Genomic DNA, 15,426 nt, shown 5'->3' on the forward strand with positions numbered 1-15,426 from the left:
TCAGCCAGCCCCGAGCGCGACCGCCAGCTGGTAGGTCACCAGCGAGGCCAGGTAGGCCAGCGCGAACAGGTACACCGCGCTGACGGTCATCTGCTTCCACGAATTGGTTTCGCGCTTGATCGTGGCCAGCGTGGAGATGCACATCGGCGCGTAGATGTACCAGACCAGCAGCGACAGCGCGGTGGCCAGCGACCAGCCATCGCTGATCAGCGGCGACAGGGCCTGTGCGGCGGCATCGTCATCGGCGGCCGACAGCGCATACACCGTGGCCAGCGAGGCCACCGCCACTTCGCGCGCGGCCAGGCCGGGAATCAGCGCGATGCAGATCTGCCAGTTGAAGCCCAGCGGTGCGAAGAACACCGCCATCGCGTGGCCGATGCGGCCGGCGAAACTGTAGTCGATCGCCGGCAAGGTGGCATTGGCTGGCGCCGCCGGGAACGAGAGCAGGAACCACAACAGGATGGTCAGCGCCAGGATGATGCCGCCCACGCGCTTGAGGAAGATCCAGGCGCGCTCCCACAACCCCAGCGCCAGGTCGCGCAGGTGCGGCACACGGTAGGACGGCAGCTCCAGCATCAGCGGATGCTCGCTCTTGTCGCGCCGCCACTTCTTCATCGTCCACGACACCACCAATGCACTGACAATGGCGGCGGCATACAGACCGAACAGCACCAGCCCCTGCTGGTTGAAGATGCCCCAGACGGTCTTCTGCGGAATGAAGGCACCGATCAGCAGCGCGTATACCGGCAGGCGCGCCGAACACGTCATCAGCGGCGCGACCATGATGGTGGCCAGCCGGTCGCGCGGGTCCTGGATGCTGCGGGTGGACATGATGCCCGGCACCGCACACGCAAAACTCGACAGCAACGGAATGAACGAGCGCCCGGACAAGCCGGCCGCCGCCATCATGCGGTCGAGCAGGAAGGCGGCGCGCGGCAGGTAGCCGGATTCTTCCAGCGCCAAGATGAAGGCGAACAGGATCAGGATCTGCGGCAGGAACACGATCACCCCGCCCAGGCCGGCGATGATGCCGTCCTTGAGCAGGCTGTTGAGCGGGCCTTCCGGCAAGGTGGTGCCCACCCACTCGCCCAGCATCGCGGTGCCGGCATCGATCAGGTCCATCACTGGGGTGGCCCAGGCGTACACCGCCTGGAAGATCAGGAACATCACCACCGCCAGCGTCACCAGCCCCCAGACCGGATGCAGCAGCCAGCGGTCCAGCGCGTCGTCCACGCGCGAGGTGCGCGTGGGCATGGTCACCGCCGCGCTCAGGATCTGCCGCACCTGCGCGTGGTAGTTGCCATCGGCCGGGGGCGCGGCGGTCGGCGCGGCCAGGCTGGCCGCCTGCGTGTCGAGCCGTTCCACCAGGGCCTTGGCGCCACCGCGCCGCACCGCCACGGTTTCCACCACCGGCACGCCCAGCGCCTGTTCCAGCGCCGGCAGGTCGATGACGATGCCGCGTCGCTGCGCGGCATCGACCATGTTCAATGCCACGATCATCGGCCGGCCCAGTTCGCGCAGCTCCAGCGCAAAGCGCAGGTGCAGGCGCAGATTGGTCGCGTCCATCACGCAGACCAGCACGTCCGGTGCCGGTTCGCCGGGATAGAAGCCGCGGCACAGGTCGCGGGTGATCGCCTCGTCCAGGCTGGCCGGCTGCAGGCTGTAGGCACCGGGCAGATCCAGCACCGCGAAATCGCGTCCGGACGGCGCACGGAAGTGGCCTTCCTTGCGCTCGACGGTGACCCCGGTGTAGTTGGCTACCTTCTGGCGGCTGCCGGTCAGCTGATTGAACAGCGCGGTCTTGCCACTGTTGGGATTGCCCACCAACGCCAGACGCAAGGGAACCACTGCCGCGTTCATGCCGATGCTCCGTCCTGCCGCACCTGCACCCGTGCCGCTTCGCTGCGGCGCAGGGCAAAGCGCGTATAGCCCACCTGCACCAGCAGCGGCTCGCGGCCCACCGGCCCGGTCGCCAGCACGGTGACTTCCTCGCCCGCGACAAAACCGAGCTCACGCAGGCGCCGTGCGATCGTGTCGTTGGGGAGGCGATCCTCCACGGAATCCACGATGGCGGCGCAATGCAGGGGCATGTCGGACAACGTCACAAAGACGGCCTGATTGATAGGAATGGTTCTCAATTCTAGCATCGACGCACCGCGTCATGGCTGCGGCGACCCGTGCCGCTATGATGGTTCGCATCCCATTCATGGACGTACGCAATGCAGGACACCGGCTTGATCGTCGAGGACCAGGGACCGGTCCGCACCTTGCGCCTGCACCGCCCCACGGTGCACAACGCTTTCGATGCGACGCTGATTGCGGCGCTCACCGAGGCCTTGCTGCAGGCCGGCAGCGCGCCGCAGATCCGCGTGGTGGTGGTGACCGGTGCCGGCGCTGCGTTTTCCGCCGGCGCGGACCTGAACTGGATGCGCGGCATGGCCGGTGCCAGCGAAACAGAGAATGCCGCCGATGCACTGGCGCTGGCGCGACTGATGCGCACGCTGGACGAACTGCCCAAGCCCACCATCGCGCGGGTCAATGGGGCGGCCTTCGGTGGTGGCGTGGGCCTGGTGGCCTGTTGCGATATCGCCATCGGCTGCACCGAGGCGCGCTTCGGCCTGACCGAAAGCAAGCTGGGGCTGTTGCCGGCGGTGATCTCGCCGTATGTCATTGCCGCCATCGGTGCGCGCCAGGCGCGGCGCTGGTTCGCCACCGCCGAAATCTTCGATGCCGGCACCGCGCAGTTACTGGGCTTGTTGCACCAACTGGTGGCGGCCGATCAACTGGATACAGCGGTGGAACGCCAGGTTCGCCTGCTGCTGGCCGCCGCGCCGCTGGCCGCCAGCCATGCCAAGGCGTTGGTGCGCTCGGTCATGCCGCCCGCCGACCGCGATGCCATCGATGCCGCCAACGCGGCCTGGATCGCCCGCCTGCGCGTGTCGCCGGAGGGCCAGGAAGGCCTTGGCGCGTTCCTGGACAAGCGCGCTCCCGCCTGGGTGCCGGAGAGCGTGGCGTGAGCGCGTTCGACCATGTCGACCTCGCCTGCAGCAACCTGCACGGCGACCGGACCGCATGAGCGACTTCGTCCGCATCGTCGAAGTGGGCCCACGCGATGGACTGCAGAACGAGGCGCAACCGATCGCCACCGCCGACAAGATCGCGCTGATCGATCGATTGTCGGCCACCGGCCTGCGCACCATCGAAGCCACCAGTTTCGTCAGCCCACGCTGGGTGCCGCAACTGGCCGACGCCGCCGACGTGTTCGCCGGCATCACCCAAGCGCCTGGCATCGCCTACCCGGTGCTGGTGCCGAACCTGCAGGGCTATACCCGCGCGCAGGCCGCCGGGGCGCGCGAGGTGGCGGTCTTCACGGCCGCGTCGGAGACGTTCAACCGCACCAACACCAATGCCGGCATCGATGAGTCGATCGAACGGTTTCGCCCGATCCTGGAGCAGGCCGCCATCGATGGCGTGCGTGTGCGCGGCTATGTCTCCACCGCGCTCGGCTGCCCCTACCAGGGCGAGGTGCCGGTGGCCGACGTGGTGGATGTGGCGCAACGGCTGTACGCGCTGGGCTGCTATGAGATCTCGCTGGGCGACACCATCGGGGTCGGCACGCCGCGCAAGGCGCAGCAGATGCTGGCCGCGGTGGCGCAGCAGGTGCCGATGCAGGCCCTGGCCGTGCATTTCCACGATACCTATGGCCAGGCGCTGGCCAATATCGCCGCCTGCCTTGAGGAAGGCGTGCGCGTGGTCGATGCCGCCGTCTCCGGCGCCGGCGGGTGCCCGTACGCCAAGGGCGCCAGCGGCAACGTCGCCAGCGAGGATGTGGTGTACCTGCTGCATGGCCTGGGCATGTCCACCGGCATCGACCTGCCCGCCCTCGCCCGCACCGGCCGCTGGCTGGCGCAACTGCTCGGGCGCGACACCGGCAGCAAGGTCGGCAAGGCACTGGCCGCGGCCTAGGACGACCGAGGCACCGACTGCACCGCCGCCAGGCCAACGCAGTCGGTGCGCGGACTTCCTGCGTACACCCGGGCTCCGGGCGCGCCAGCCACGCTCAGCCGACGACCGCTCCCCATGGCGCGCCAGTCGCGCGTAGCCGGCCCCACCCGCAGGCGGTCTTTACTTTTTGTGACGGATGCCGCATAAAAGCGCGCCACCCGAATGGACGGGTGCGCTTCTGCAAGGGGACATCGTGATGCGTTCGAAGACTGGACTGCGCGCATTGCGCGCGGTGGCGGCACTGCTCATGTGTGCATCGCTGAGTGCATGCCTCACCATGAAGTCCTATGTCGATCCGGCACTGCCGGTCGTGGCCCAGGATCAGTTCACCGCGCCACGCGCTCCTGCGCCGGTGCTGGTGCTGTTCGAGTTCCGTACCAAGGGCAGCGCCAACGCGCGCGCGACCGAAGCCATGCGCAGCCGCGTGATTGCAGCGGTGGCGCAATCGCACCAGTTTGGGCAGATCGACGGCAATGCGCCCAACGCCGGGCAGTTGCGCGTCGTCATCGACAACGTCCCGCTCACCGATGCGGCAGCGGCGAAGGGATTCGGGACCGGTCTGACCCTCGGCCTGGCTGGCAGCATGGTCACCGATGGCTATGTCTGCACCGCAAGTTACACGCGCGCCGGCAAGACCATCCAGGCCACCGTCAAGCACGCACTTCACACCACCATCGGCAACAAGGCCGGCCCGGCGGGATTGCCAGCCAGGACACCGGCGGAGGCTGCGAATGTCGTGGTCGATCAACTGGTCTTCAATGCGCTGAATACTCTCGCCGCACAAGGCGCATTTGCGGATCCCGCCGCATGAGCCGGGCCAGTCGGATTCTCATCGTGGTCCTGCTCTGCCTCCTGCTGCCGGCCTGCGTTTCCCTGCAAGCGCCCAGGTATCAACCGGGCATCGACAACAGCGCGGCACTGCTTCGTCAACCGCTCGCCCTCAAGGTCGGCAGCTTCGGGGCAGCGGCCGGCGTCGAGAACCATTCCCTGAGCCTGCGCGGCAATCCGCTCAAAAGCGGCGGCGATGGCACGTACGCAGGCTATCTTCGCGATGCGCTGATCGATGAACTGCGCACCGGCCGGGCATTATCGGCGGGCAACGCGGCAGAGCTGCGAGGAACCCTGACCAGAAACATCGTCAACGCGGCGGGCGTCAGGACCGGACGGGCCCAGCTGGCTGCCCGGTTCGTCGTGCTGCGCGATGGCCACGTCGCCTATGACCGTGAACTCGCCATCGAGCATCAGTGGGAGGCCTCCTTCATCGGTGCCGTCGCAGTCTCTGCCGCGACCGATAACTACGGCACCGCCGTACAGAAACTGATCGGCGCGCTCGTCAACGACCCGGCCTTCATCGCTGCCGCGCGCGATCGCTAGCTGCCTCGCCCCCCGTCGCAGCTAGGCGGCAGCACATCGCACTCGGCTAGAATGCGCGTTCTCCTGGGAGGGACAACATGTATGAAGTCAGCTGAAACCTGCGCCGTCATTACCGGTGGCGTGTCCGGGCTCGGCCTGGCAGTGGCGCAGCGCATCGTTGCCGATGGCGGCAAGGTGGCCCTGTTCGACGTCAATGCCGACAAGGCCGACGCGGCGCTTGCGCTGCTGGGTGCCGGCAACGCGCACTACTTCGCCACGGATGTGACCGATGAAGCGCAGGTGGCGGCCAACATCGCGCAGGCCGCACAGGCATTGGGCGGACTGAATCTGGTGGTGAACTGCGCCGGCATCCTGGGCGCTGGCCGCGTGCTGGGCAAGGAAGCGCCGATGCCGCTGGCGACCTTCCGCAACACCGTGCTGGTCAATCTGGTCGGCAGCTTCAATGTCGCCAAGGCCGCGGCCGATGTCATGCAGCAAAACGCCGCCAGCGAGGATGGCGAACGCGGGGTGATCATCCACACCGCCTCGGTGGCCGCCTACGAGGGCCAGATCGGCCAAGCCGCGTATGCCGCCAGCAAGGGCGGCGTGGTCGGCATGACCCTGCCGATGGCGCGCGAGCTGGCCCGCTTCGGCATTCGCGTGATGACGATCGCCCCCGGCGTGTTCTGGACCCCGATGGTCGATGGCATGCCCGAAGCGGTACAGCAATCGCTGGCCGCGGCGATCCCGTTCCCCTCGCGCCTGGGCCGACCCGACGAATACGCCGACACCGTCGCCTTCATTCTGCGCAATCGCTATCTCAACGGCGAAGTGATCCGCCTGGACGGCGGCGTGCGGTTGGCATCCAAGTAGCCGGGATTGGGGATTCGGGATTGGGGATTGGTCACAGCAAGAACGCCGTCCCCTTCCCGCCTCCCGCAATCCTGTTTTCGCCAATCCCAAATCCCAAATCCCCAATCCCTAATCTCCAACTCAACCCATGAAAGCCAACGACATCAAGAAAGGCAACGTCGTCGAATACAACGGCGGCATTTATCAGATCCGCGACATCGAACGCAGCTCGCCGCAGGGGCGCGGCGGCAACGTGCGTTTCCGCTTCATCATGTACAGCGTGCCCGGCGGCGCAAAGCTGGATGCCAGCTTCGATGCCGACGACAACCTGCCGGAAGTCGAGCTGCTGCGCCGCCAGTCCACCTTCTCGTACAAGGACGGTGAGGCGTTCGTGTTCATGGACGACGAAGACTTCACTCCCTACACGCTGGATGCGGATGTGATCGGCAACGATGCCGGCTACATCACCGATGGCCTGACCGGCATCTACGTGCAGGTGATCGACGACCAGCCGGTGGCGGTGCAACTGCCGCAGACGGTGACGCTGGAAGTGGTGGAAACCCCGCCCGAGCTCAAGGGCGGCACCGCCACCAAGCGCCCGAAGCCGGCCAAGCTCAATACCGGCATGGAAATCATGGTGCCCGAGTACATCAGCAACGGCGAACGCGTGCTGGTCAACACCACCACCGGCGAGTTCGCCGGCCGCGCCGACTGATGCGGCGCCTGCTCGCAGCCCTGTCGCTGGGGCTGCTGGCTGCCTGCACCGCCAGACCGGCACCGACGCTCGCGTCGGCGCCGGCTGCGGCAACCTGCACCGATCCCAAGGTGGAGGAAGAATGGCTGCAGCACCCGGCCGGCCTGTGCGGCATGCCCGACGACGTGCGTGCGTTGGTGGACGACTACGACACCTGCGTGCATTTCGCTGGCGAAGAACCCTACGACGCCGATCGCCGCCACGAGATCGAAGTGGCAGTTACGCAATTCTGCACACCAGCGCCGGCACGTCTGGCCAAGCTGATGCAGCAGTACCGCAACGATGCGCACATCAGCCAATGGCTGCGCCAGTACGCGATGCAAGCGGATCTGCAACCCGCCGGCTGAGGTATCCCTTCACCCCTCGGGACATTGGCCCCCTTTACGGGGAAAGGTGGCGCGTAGCGCCGGATGACGGTAAGGACGAAGTCTCGTGCAGTTGGACCTACACGATAGCTTCGCCCCATACCCTCACCCCAACCCCCGCTCTGCGCCCCGGCCCGCACTCGCAGCGCGGGCGCTCCAAGGCACGCGCGCCAGTGGCGCGCAACCCGTGCCTTCTCGCCCCGGCGGGAGAGGGGCTTGCCGCTGCGGGCGAACGAAGGACTGCAGTTCTTCCTTCTCCCGCCGGGACATTGCCCTCCTTCATGGAGGGGAAAGTGCTCTGTAGGGGCAGATGCGCCGCAGAGAACTGTCAGTGGCCGCGACGATAAACGCGTCGCCACGCGTCGTCAGAGGTGAATCACCGACGCACTATTCCCCCCCGCTCCGCGCCCCGGCCCGCGCCCGCGTGGGAGAGGCGCTCGTGCCGCGCCCCCTTCGCGTAGCCCGGTCGGCTATTGCACCTGCACAGGCATGCGCATGTCCGGCTGCACGTTGTCGGCGTCCGCATCGCCGCGCGCGAGCACACGCAGGCGCGTGCGCAAACGCGCCACATTCGCCTCGCCCCGCTCCAATCCACTGCGCAGGTTGGCCGGCAAGTGCTGGCGGCCCAGACGCTGCAGCTGCTTCCAGCCACCGACCAGCACATCGCTGTCCTGCGCCACGCGCGCGCTCAGTTGCTGTTGCTCGTCTGGCTGCGGCAAGCCGTATCCAGTGCGTCCCAACAGGATCGCGGGACGACTGAGTTGCGCGTCGCGCGCGAACAGCGACTGCAGCTGCCCCTGCACTGTTTCGCGCCCCATCCCGCCCGCTTGCAGCAGGCGTTTGAGGGCATCGCGCGCCAGCAACTCCTGGCGCCGCAACGCGGCCTGCTCCAGTAACAAGGCCGCTGCGGTTTCGCGCAGGCCGCCACGATCGAACCACTGCGCACGTGCATCCGGTTGCGCGTCCAGCCATTGCTCAACGCTGGTCTGCGGCACCGGCAGCCCGCGCCGGAGCACATCGAACATGGCCTGGTAATGCGCCGCCGCCGACTCGAAGTAATAGCCCTGCCGCGTGGCCTGGGCACGGTCCTCCAGCACGCTCATGTCGGCAATGCCGGCGCGCCGCAGGCGCTGGCGCACGCCGCGCGGAGTGATTGACGACAGGCCGGCGGCGGCCAGACGCGGCACGCCGTCGTGCAGCAGCTTGTAGGTTTCCACCGCACAGTTGTTGCTGATGAAGTAATAGCGCCCGTCGTAACTCCAGTGCACCTGCGCCGCACGCGTCAGCAGCGCGGCGATCTCCGCCGGTGTCAACGCCAACGGCACCGACGACAGCGCGCGCAGTTCCACCTTGGTGTATTCGTCCACCACCTGGTTCAACGGCAGCACGAACAGGCGGGAGGGATACGAGCCAGTGAGCCCGCGCCAGCTGGAAATCTGCACATCGCCAACGAAGGCGCGGAACGACAGCACGCGGTGGTACTGAAGGTCCAGCCGGCACGCCGGCCCGGGCGCACGGCCGGGCGCGCAGATCACCAGCCGCAGCATGCTGTGGCCCCAGCGGCTCATCGGCTGTTCGTTACCTTCGGCGAGCAGGTAGTCCACCGCGTAGACGCGCGCCGGGTCCAGCGTCAGCAAGGACATCGCACCGGCATCGTTGTCGGCCTGCAGATACGGTAGCGCAAGCGCGCATGACGCGGCAGCCTGCGGCGGACCCAGCTGTTGCGAGAACCACGCCGCCAGCGCAGGACGCCGGCAGGCGTAGTCCGGGTCCAGCACGAAATGTTCCAGATTGACCGCGACGAACTCGGCCGGGCTATGCCGCTCGTAGTCGTCGGGGCTGCGATCACTGAAGCGGTTGGCGCCACGTCCGATGCGCCAGGGACGCACCTGCCAGCCGGCCAGGTCGCGCAACCGCGGATCGCGCGACAAGGCGCTGCCACTGCTACGGTCGAGCACATGCGCCAACTCGTGCACCAAGGCCGCCATGGCGGCGCGCGTGGGCGGTGCCGCGACATCGCGGCGCGCACTGGCCGGCTGCGCGCGCCATGCTTGCAACAAGGCGCGGTCGAGCAGAATGCGCTGGCCGATGGCACGGCCATGCACCTGGGCCGGCAAATCGTCGCGCCACTGCAAGGTGATCGGCGCCCTCAGACGCTCGGCCAAGCGCAACGGCAGGCGCTGGATCACCTGCTGCACCAGCGCATCGCTGGCCGCGCGGTCGGCCGGTTCCGACACCGACGCCACGATGTCGATCCGCGAGACCGGCGCGGCGGCGGCATCAAGCTGTGCGGCCGCGACGATCGCCGCGGCCAACCACCACCCGCCGCGTCGGCGTGGACTCACTGCGCCAGGATGGACTGCGCCAGTTCCAGGTCGCTGGCCAGGCGCGCTGCATCGCTGCGCGTGCGCAGATGCAGCAGCGCCGCTTCCAGACGTGCGCCCCGGATGGCGCCGTTGCTGGCGACGAAGCCGGCCGCGTCTTCGCGCGCATCGGCCACAACCTTGTCGTCGCCGGAGCTACTGCTGTTGGACGAGCCGGCCGACGAGGCACCGGCCGAGGTGCCAGCCAGGCTGGAAGCAAACGCCGCCAGCGGCAGCAGGGTCAATGCACAAAACACAAGTGGGCGCATCATCGGCGTGTCGTTTCCATGTGAAGGTCCGGAGAGACTAACCGGCGTGCGCGCCGGCGGGCGCATCGTCCATCTCGAACAGCTTGCCGGGATTCAGCAAAAGATGGGGGTCGAGCACATGTTTGATGCCACGCATCAATGCGATCTCCGCGCCGGAGCGAGTGCTCCACAGGTACGGCTTCTTGACCAACCCGATGCCGTGCTCGGCCGAGATGCTGCCACCGAAGCGCTGCAGCGCCTGCGCCAGCAGCTTGGTGACCTGGTCGCAGGCCGCCACGAACTCGGCCTGGCTGGTGGCATCGGGCTTGAGCACATTGATGTGCAGGTTGCCATCGCCGATATGGCCGAACCACACCACGTCGAAATGCGGATAGGCCTCGCCGAGCAAGGCCTGGGTTTCGGCCAGGAATGCCGGCATGGCCGAGATCCGCACCGACACGTCGTTCTTGTAGGGCGTATAGCGTGCCACCGCCTCGGTGATGCCCTCGCGCAGGCGCCACAGCTGCGCGGCCTGCGCATCGCTCTGGCTGATCACGCCATCGCTGACCCAGCCCTGCTCCATGCAGGTCTCGAACGCCGCCATCGCGGCCGCTTCCTGCGCTTGATCGCCCACCGCGAATTCGGTGACCACGTAATACGGATGCACCTCGGCGAACGGCGCCTGCGCGCCATGCGCCAGCACGTGTTCCAGCGCGCGGTCGGTGAAGAATTCGAAGGCCTCCAGGCGCAGCTGCGCGCGGAAGGCGGCGAACACCTGCATCAGCACATCGAACGAGGGCAGCGCCAGCAACATCACATTGCTGGGCGGCGGCGGATCGGTCAGCCGCAAGGTCGCCTCGACCACGATGCCCAGCGTGCCCTCGGAGCCGATCAGCAGGTGGCGAAAATCGTAGCCACTGGAATTTTTCACCAGCGCGTTGTTGAGCTCCAGCAGCTCGCCGGCGCCGGTGACCACCTTCAAACCGGCCACCCACTCGCGCGTATTGCCGTAGCGGATCACCCGAATCCCGCCGGCATTGGTGGCGATGTTGCCGCCGATCGAGCACGAACCTCGCGCGGCAAAGTCCACCGGATAGATCAGGCCATGCTCGCGTGCGGCGTTGTGCACCGCTTCCAGCGGCATGCCGGCCTGCACGGTGAGCGTGCGATCCACCGCGTTGAAGTCCAGCGGCTTGTTCAGACGTTCCAGACTCAGCACCAGCTCGCCGTTGGCCGCCACCGCACCACCGGACAACCCGGTACGGCCGCCCGAGGGCACCACCGCCACGCCTTGCGCGTTGGCCCAGCGCATCACCGCCTGCACTTCATCGACCGATCCCGGTAGCGCGATGGCCAGCGGGTTGGGCGTCCAGCGGCGCGTCCAGTCGCGGCCGTAATGTTCCAGGTCGGCCGGCTCGGTCTTCAAACGCAACGCCGGCACGGCCTGTTGCAACGAAAGGATGCGGGGATCGGTCATGGCACGCGGCGCTGCGGATAGGAACCGCACAGCGTGCCAGCGTGCGCCGGCCTCGTCCAGCCGCGCCGCAGGCCGGCAACGATGCGTTGGATTCAGCTGAAACCGTTGCGGCACAAGGGCTGCGGAAGGGAGAACCGTGCGTTGCGAGCGCCCCATCGTGCACCTCATCTGGCATAGTTGCCGACCCGATTGCTGCATTGCGCTCCCCCATGTCGCCGAAGAAAACCTCGTTTCCCAAGCAGGACATCCGCGTGCTGTTGCTGGAAGGCATCAGCCCGACCGCGGTGGATGTGTTCCGCGCCGCCGGTTATTCGCAGATCGAATTGCATGCCAAGTCGTTGCCGGAAGACGAGTTGATCGCCCGCATCGCCGACGCGCACATCGTCGGCATCCGCTCGCGCACGCAGCTGAGCGCGCAGGTGCTGGCGCACGCCAAGCGCCTGATCGCGGTGGGCTGCTTCTGCATCGGCACCAACCAAGTGGACCTGGACGCGGCCGAGCTGGCCGGCATTCCGGTGTTCAACGCGCCCTACTCCAATACCCGCAGCGTGGCCGAACTGGTCATCGCCGAAGCGATCCTGTTGCTGCGCGGCATCCCGCAGAAGAATGCCGAGTGCCATCGCGGCGGCTGGTCGAAATCGGCCGCCGGCAGCCACGAAACGCGCGGCAAGGTGCTGGGCATCGTCGGCTACGGGCATATCGGTACCCAGGTCGGCGTGCTGGCCGAAGCGTTAGGGATGCAGGTGATCTTCCACGATATCGAGACCAAGCTGTCGCTGGGCAATGCACGCGCTGCCATCGACCTGGACGACCTGCTGGCGCGCTCGGACGTGGTCACCTTGCACGTGCCGGAAACCCCGTCCACCAAGGACATGATCGGCGCGGCCGAAATCGCCCGCATGAAGCCCGGCGCGCACCTGATCAACGCCTCGCGCGGCACCGTCATCGACATCGACGCGCTGGATGCGGCGCTCACCTCCGGCCAGATCGGCGGCGCGGCGGTGGACGTGTTCCCGATCGAGCCCAAGGGCAATGGCGATGCGTTCGAATCGAAGTTGACCGCGCACGACAACGTGATCCTGACCCCACACGTGGGCGGCAGCACGCTGGAAGCGCAGGACAATATCGGGATTGAAGTCGCCGCCAAGCTGGTGCGCTACAGCGACAACGGCAGCACCCTGTCGGCGGTGAATTTCCCGGAAGTGACGCTTCCCGAGCATGCCGATAGCCTGCGCCTGCTGCACATCCACCGCAACGTGCCGGGTGTGCTGTCCAGGATCAACGAACTGTTCTCGCGCCACAACGTCAACATCGACGGCCAGTTCCTGCGTACCGATCCCAAGGTCGGCTACGTGGTGATCGACGTCAGCGCCAGCGAGGCGCAGGCCGCCGCGTTGAAGGACGGGCTGGCGTTGATCGAAGGGACCTTGCGGACGCGGGTTTTGTATTGAGCTGTTGGTGCAAGAGCGCCCTCATCCGGCGCTTTGCGCCACCTTCTCCCGCACGCGGGAGAAGATAGAGAAGGTCGTCCGGTGCTCAGGTGCGGCAGAGTGGTGCACGATCACCCTCATCCGGCGCGTTGCGCCACCTTCTCCCGCAAGCGGGAGAAGATAGAGCAGGTCGTCCGGTGCTCAGGTGCTCCCTTCTCCCGCTTGCGGGAGAAGGTGCCCGCAGGGCGGATGAGGGCGCACTCCCCCAGCCCCCATCACACGCTTCGAGCCACCCACTTCTCGGCCATGCGCCGTAGCGACGGATCCAGCTGCGGCTCGGCAAGCAGCTCGGCAATCGGGCGCCAGGCCAGGGCCAGCGATTCCTCGCTGACTTCGAAGTCTTCGTCCGCGCCAGCCACCACCACGTAGCGCGCATCGTAGTGCCAGTGGCCTGCCACCTCGCCGCGGGCCGGGATCCAGTGACGGTCCAGATCGAATAGATCCGCATCCGCCAGCCTCAGACCGGGCAAACCGGATTCTTCTTCCGCTTCGCGCAGCGCGACCTGGGCCAGGTCGCGGTCGCCATCGGCGTGCCCGCCCAGTTGCAGCCAGCGCTGCAGCTTGCGGTGATGGGTCAACAGGGTGCGACTGCCATCGGCGCTGACCACCCAGGCCGAGCCGGTGAAATGACCTTCGACACGCTCGCGCACGAATGGATCTGTGGCATCGTCCAGCAACTGTGCGAACTGCTCGGCCACCACGGCCTCGTCCGGCCAGCGCGTGCGGTAGGCAGCCAGTTGCTGCCGCAGGGTTGCATCCACCATCTGTCGTTCTCGGTTGCGCGTGGGCCAGGCACCATTATCGCCATTCATGCTGCGTACGCGCTTGTCGTGAGCGTGTAGCTTTGGCAAGGTAGGCCGCTTGCCTGTCCGCTCGGGACGCGGCGCACACCTTCGCCCGGGCGCCAGCGCCTTGGCTTTGCCACTTGGGGATGTACCGAATGCTGAAGTCTCTGTTGAGGGTCAAACCGATCGAGCCCGCTGGACACGTCGATGCGGGCGAGCCGGTCGAAGGCAGCCTGCAGGGCGAAGCCACGCTGCAACGGACCCTCACCGCCAAGCACCTGATCATGCTCGGCATCGGCGCGGTGATCGGCGCCGGCATCTTCGTGCTGACCGGCCAGGCCGCGGCCAACCATGCCGGCCCGGCGGTGATGCTGTCCTTCGTCTTTGCCGGCATCGCCTGTGCCTTCGCCGGCCTGTGCTACGCCGAATTCGCCGCGATGATGCCGGTCTCCGGCAGCGCCTACTCGTATTCATACGCCACGCTGGGCGAAGGCATTGCCTGGTTCATCGGCTGGTGCCTGGTGCTGGAATATCTGTTCGCCGGCTCCAGCGTCGCGGTGGGCTGGTCGGCCTACCTGATCAGTTTCCTGACCGGCACGCTGGGGCTGCCGTTTCCGGCAGAGCTGGCTGGCGCGCCATTGACCTGGGACGGGCACGGCTTCGTCAGCTCCGGCAACATCATCAACCTGCCAGCGGTACTGATCGTCGCTGCAGTGAGCATGCTGTGCTACGTAGGCGTCACCCAGTCGGCGTTCGCCAATGCGATCGTGGTGGCGATCAAGGTGGTGGTGATCTGCCTGTTCGTCGGCTTCGGCATCGCCTATATCGACCCGGCGAACTGGCACCCCTTCATCCCGGAAAACACTGGCCCTGGCCAGTTCGGCTGGGACGGGGTGTTCCGCGCGGCGTCCATCGTGTTCTTCTCCTATATCGGTTTCGACGCGGTCTCGACCTCGGCCGGCGAAACCAAGGATCCGCAGAAGAACATGCCGATCGGCATCCTGGTGTCGCTGGCGATCTGCACGGTGATCTACATCATCGTCTGTGCGGTGCTGACCGGGCTGCTGCCCTACACCCAGCTCGGCACCGCCAAGCCGGTGGCCACCGCGCTGGAAGCGCACCCGCAGCTGACCTGGCTCAAGACCGCGGTGGAGATCGGCGCGATCGCCGGCCTGTCCTCGGTGGTGCTGGTGATGCTGATGGCGCAACCGCGCATCTTCTACACCATGGCCAAGGACGGGTTGATGCCCAGGCTGTTCGGCAAGGTGCACCCGAAATTCCACACGCCCTACGTCGGCACCCTGTTCGTCGGCGTGGTTGCCGCGCTGCTGGCCGGCATGATCCCGTTGAACGTGCTGGGCGAACTGGTCTCGATGGGCACCCTGCTCGCCTTTGCCACCGTCTGCGCCGGCGTCCTGGTGCTGCGCTTCACCAAGCCCGAGCTGCCGCGCCCGTTCCGGGTGCCGTTGGCCATGGTGATCTGCCCATTGGGCGCACTGGCCTGCCTGTTCCTGTTCTTCCAGGCCTTCCAGGAGCACTGGAAGGTATTCGTCGGCTGGACCGTCATCGGCCTGTGCATCTATTTCGGTTACGGCATCCACCATAGCCGGCTGGCACGCAAGGCTTGACCGCGAGTCCTCGGCAACAGCCCGCACCTCCGCGTGCGGGAATTTGACACCGCGAGTCCCTCGCAACAGCCCGCACATCTCGAACCCGCCCGCACCGCCATGTGCA

General features: G+C 67.0%; 15 protein-coding genes. 9 read left to right on the forward strand and 6 right to left on the reverse strand.

The genetic code is table 11. The features are described 5' to 3' along the window. Entirely contained in the window at positions 1 to 1,860 is a 1,860-nt protein-coding gene (feoB, locus tag XcodCFBP4690_RS10625; protein ID WP_104540909.1) for a ferrous iron transporter B, read from the reverse strand. Beyond that, positions 1,857 to 2,105: a FeoA family protein gene (locus XcodCFBP4690_RS10630; protein WP_046962549.1), complete on the reverse strand. Its 249-nt coding sequence runs from the start codon at positions 2,103 to 2,105 to the stop codon at positions 1,857 to 1,859. Before XcodCFBP4690_RS10630 ends, feoB begins: the two co-directional genes overlap by 4 nt. 114 nt (positions 2,106 to 2,219) lie before the next feature. Between XcodCFBP4690_RS10630 and XcodCFBP4690_RS10635 the strand changes: the two genes are divergently transcribed. The 7 genes from XcodCFBP4690_RS10635 to XcodCFBP4690_RS10665 all read left to right on the forward strand — a co-directional run bounded on the left by XcodCFBP4690_RS10635 (position 2,220) and on the right by XcodCFBP4690_RS10665 (position 7,311). Continuing rightward, on the forward strand, positions 2,220 to 3,017 hold the full coding sequence (locus XcodCFBP4690_RS10635) for an enoyl-CoA hydratase-related protein (protein ID WP_104540910.1): 798 nt from the start codon (positions 2,220 to 2,222) through the stop codon (positions 3,015 to 3,017). A 55-nt stretch (positions 3,018 to 3,072) separates the two neighbouring features. Next, positions 3,073 to 3,966, forward strand: coding sequence for a hydroxymethylglutaryl-CoA lyase (locus XcodCFBP4690_RS10640; protein WP_104540911.1), 894 nt, complete (start codon positions 3,073 to 3,075; stop codon positions 3,964 to 3,966). 262 nt (positions 3,967 to 4,228) lie between these two features. Next, complete coding sequence (locus XcodCFBP4690_RS10645) at positions 4,229 to 4,816, forward strand: hypothetical protein (RefSeq protein ID WP_146091880.1); 588 nt, start codon at positions 4,229 to 4,231, stop codon at positions 4,814 to 4,816. Beyond that, a complete protein-coding gene (locus XcodCFBP4690_RS10650; protein ID WP_104540913.1) occupies positions 4,813 to 5,379 on the forward strand; it encodes a hypothetical protein in 567 nt (188 codons plus the stop codon). The genes XcodCFBP4690_RS10645 and XcodCFBP4690_RS10650 overlap by 4 nt, the downstream gene beginning before the upstream one ends. A gap of 81 nt (positions 5,380 to 5,460) precedes the next feature. Continuing rightward, the gene (locus tag XcodCFBP4690_RS10655) at positions 5,461 to 6,231 is read left to right on the forward strand and encodes an SDR family NAD(P)-dependent oxidoreductase (protein WP_104540914.1); all 771 of its coding nucleotides are present in this window, start codon (positions 5,461 to 5,463) and stop codon (positions 6,229 to 6,231) included. Between the two features lie 127 nt (positions 6,232 to 6,358). Continuing rightward, on the forward strand, positions 6,359 to 6,925 hold the full coding sequence (gene yeiP / locus XcodCFBP4690_RS10660; protein ID WP_104540915.1) for an elongation factor P-like protein YeiP: 567 nt from the start codon (positions 6,359 to 6,361) through the stop codon (positions 6,923 to 6,925). Next, positions 6,925 to 7,311, forward strand: a complete 387-nt coding sequence (locus XcodCFBP4690_RS10665) for a hypothetical protein (protein ID WP_104540916.1) — start codon at positions 6,925 to 6,927, stop codon at positions 7,309 to 7,311. Before yeiP ends, XcodCFBP4690_RS10665 begins: the two co-directional genes overlap by 1 nt. A gap of 488 nt (positions 7,312 to 7,799) precedes the next feature. On the opposite strand, the gene XcodCFBP4690_RS10675 is transcribed toward XcodCFBP4690_RS10665, so the two are convergent. The 3 genes from XcodCFBP4690_RS10675 to XcodCFBP4690_RS10685 are packed head-to-tail and all read right to left on the reverse strand — an operon-like array spanning position 7,800 to position 11,417. Beyond that, entirely contained in the window at positions 7,800 to 9,674 is a 1,875-nt protein-coding gene (locus XcodCFBP4690_RS10675; protein ID WP_104540918.1) for a DUF7844 domain-containing protein, read from the reverse strand. After that, a complete protein-coding gene (locus XcodCFBP4690_RS10680; protein ID WP_104540919.1) occupies positions 9,671 to 9,964 on the reverse strand; it encodes a DUF2388 domain-containing protein in 294 nt (97 codons plus the stop codon). The genes XcodCFBP4690_RS10675 and XcodCFBP4690_RS10680 overlap by 4 nt, the downstream gene beginning before the upstream one ends. Positions 9,965 to 9,998: 34 nt before the next feature. After that, positions 9,999 to 11,417, reverse strand: a complete 1,419-nt coding sequence (locus XcodCFBP4690_RS10685) for an FAD-binding oxidoreductase (protein ID WP_104540920.1) — start codon at positions 11,415 to 11,417, stop codon at positions 9,999 to 10,001. A 209-nt stretch (positions 11,418 to 11,626) separates the two neighbouring features. Here XcodCFBP4690_RS10685 and serA point away from each other — a divergent pair, with 209 nt between their 5' ends. Beyond that, on the forward strand, positions 11,627 to 12,868 hold the full coding sequence (serA, locus tag XcodCFBP4690_RS10690) for a phosphoglycerate dehydrogenase (RefSeq protein ID WP_104540921.1): 1,242 nt from the start codon (positions 11,627 to 11,629) through the stop codon (positions 12,866 to 12,868). Between the two features lie 254 nt (positions 12,869 to 13,122). Here the strand turns inward: serA and XcodCFBP4690_RS10695 are convergent, their stop codons facing one another. Next, positions 13,123 to 13,671 carry an NUDIX hydrolase gene (locus XcodCFBP4690_RS10695; protein ID WP_104540951.1) on the reverse strand — a complete coding sequence of 183 codons (549 nt, stop codon included), beginning with the start codon at positions 13,669 to 13,671 and terminating at the stop codon, positions 13,123 to 13,125. A gap of 176 nt (positions 13,672 to 13,847) precedes the next feature. Between XcodCFBP4690_RS10695 and XcodCFBP4690_RS10700 the strand changes: the two genes are divergently transcribed. Then, entirely contained in the window at positions 13,848 to 15,320 is a 1,473-nt protein-coding gene (locus XcodCFBP4690_RS10700; protein WP_167394566.1) for an amino acid permease, read from the forward strand. Positions 15,321 to 15,426 lie beyond the last annotated feature (106 nt).

Origin of the sequence: Xanthomonas codiaei, assembly GCF_002939785.1 — a bacterium.
Lineage (GTDB): Bacteria > Pseudomonadota > Gammaproteobacteria > Xanthomonadales > Xanthomonadaceae > Xanthomonas > Xanthomonas codiaei.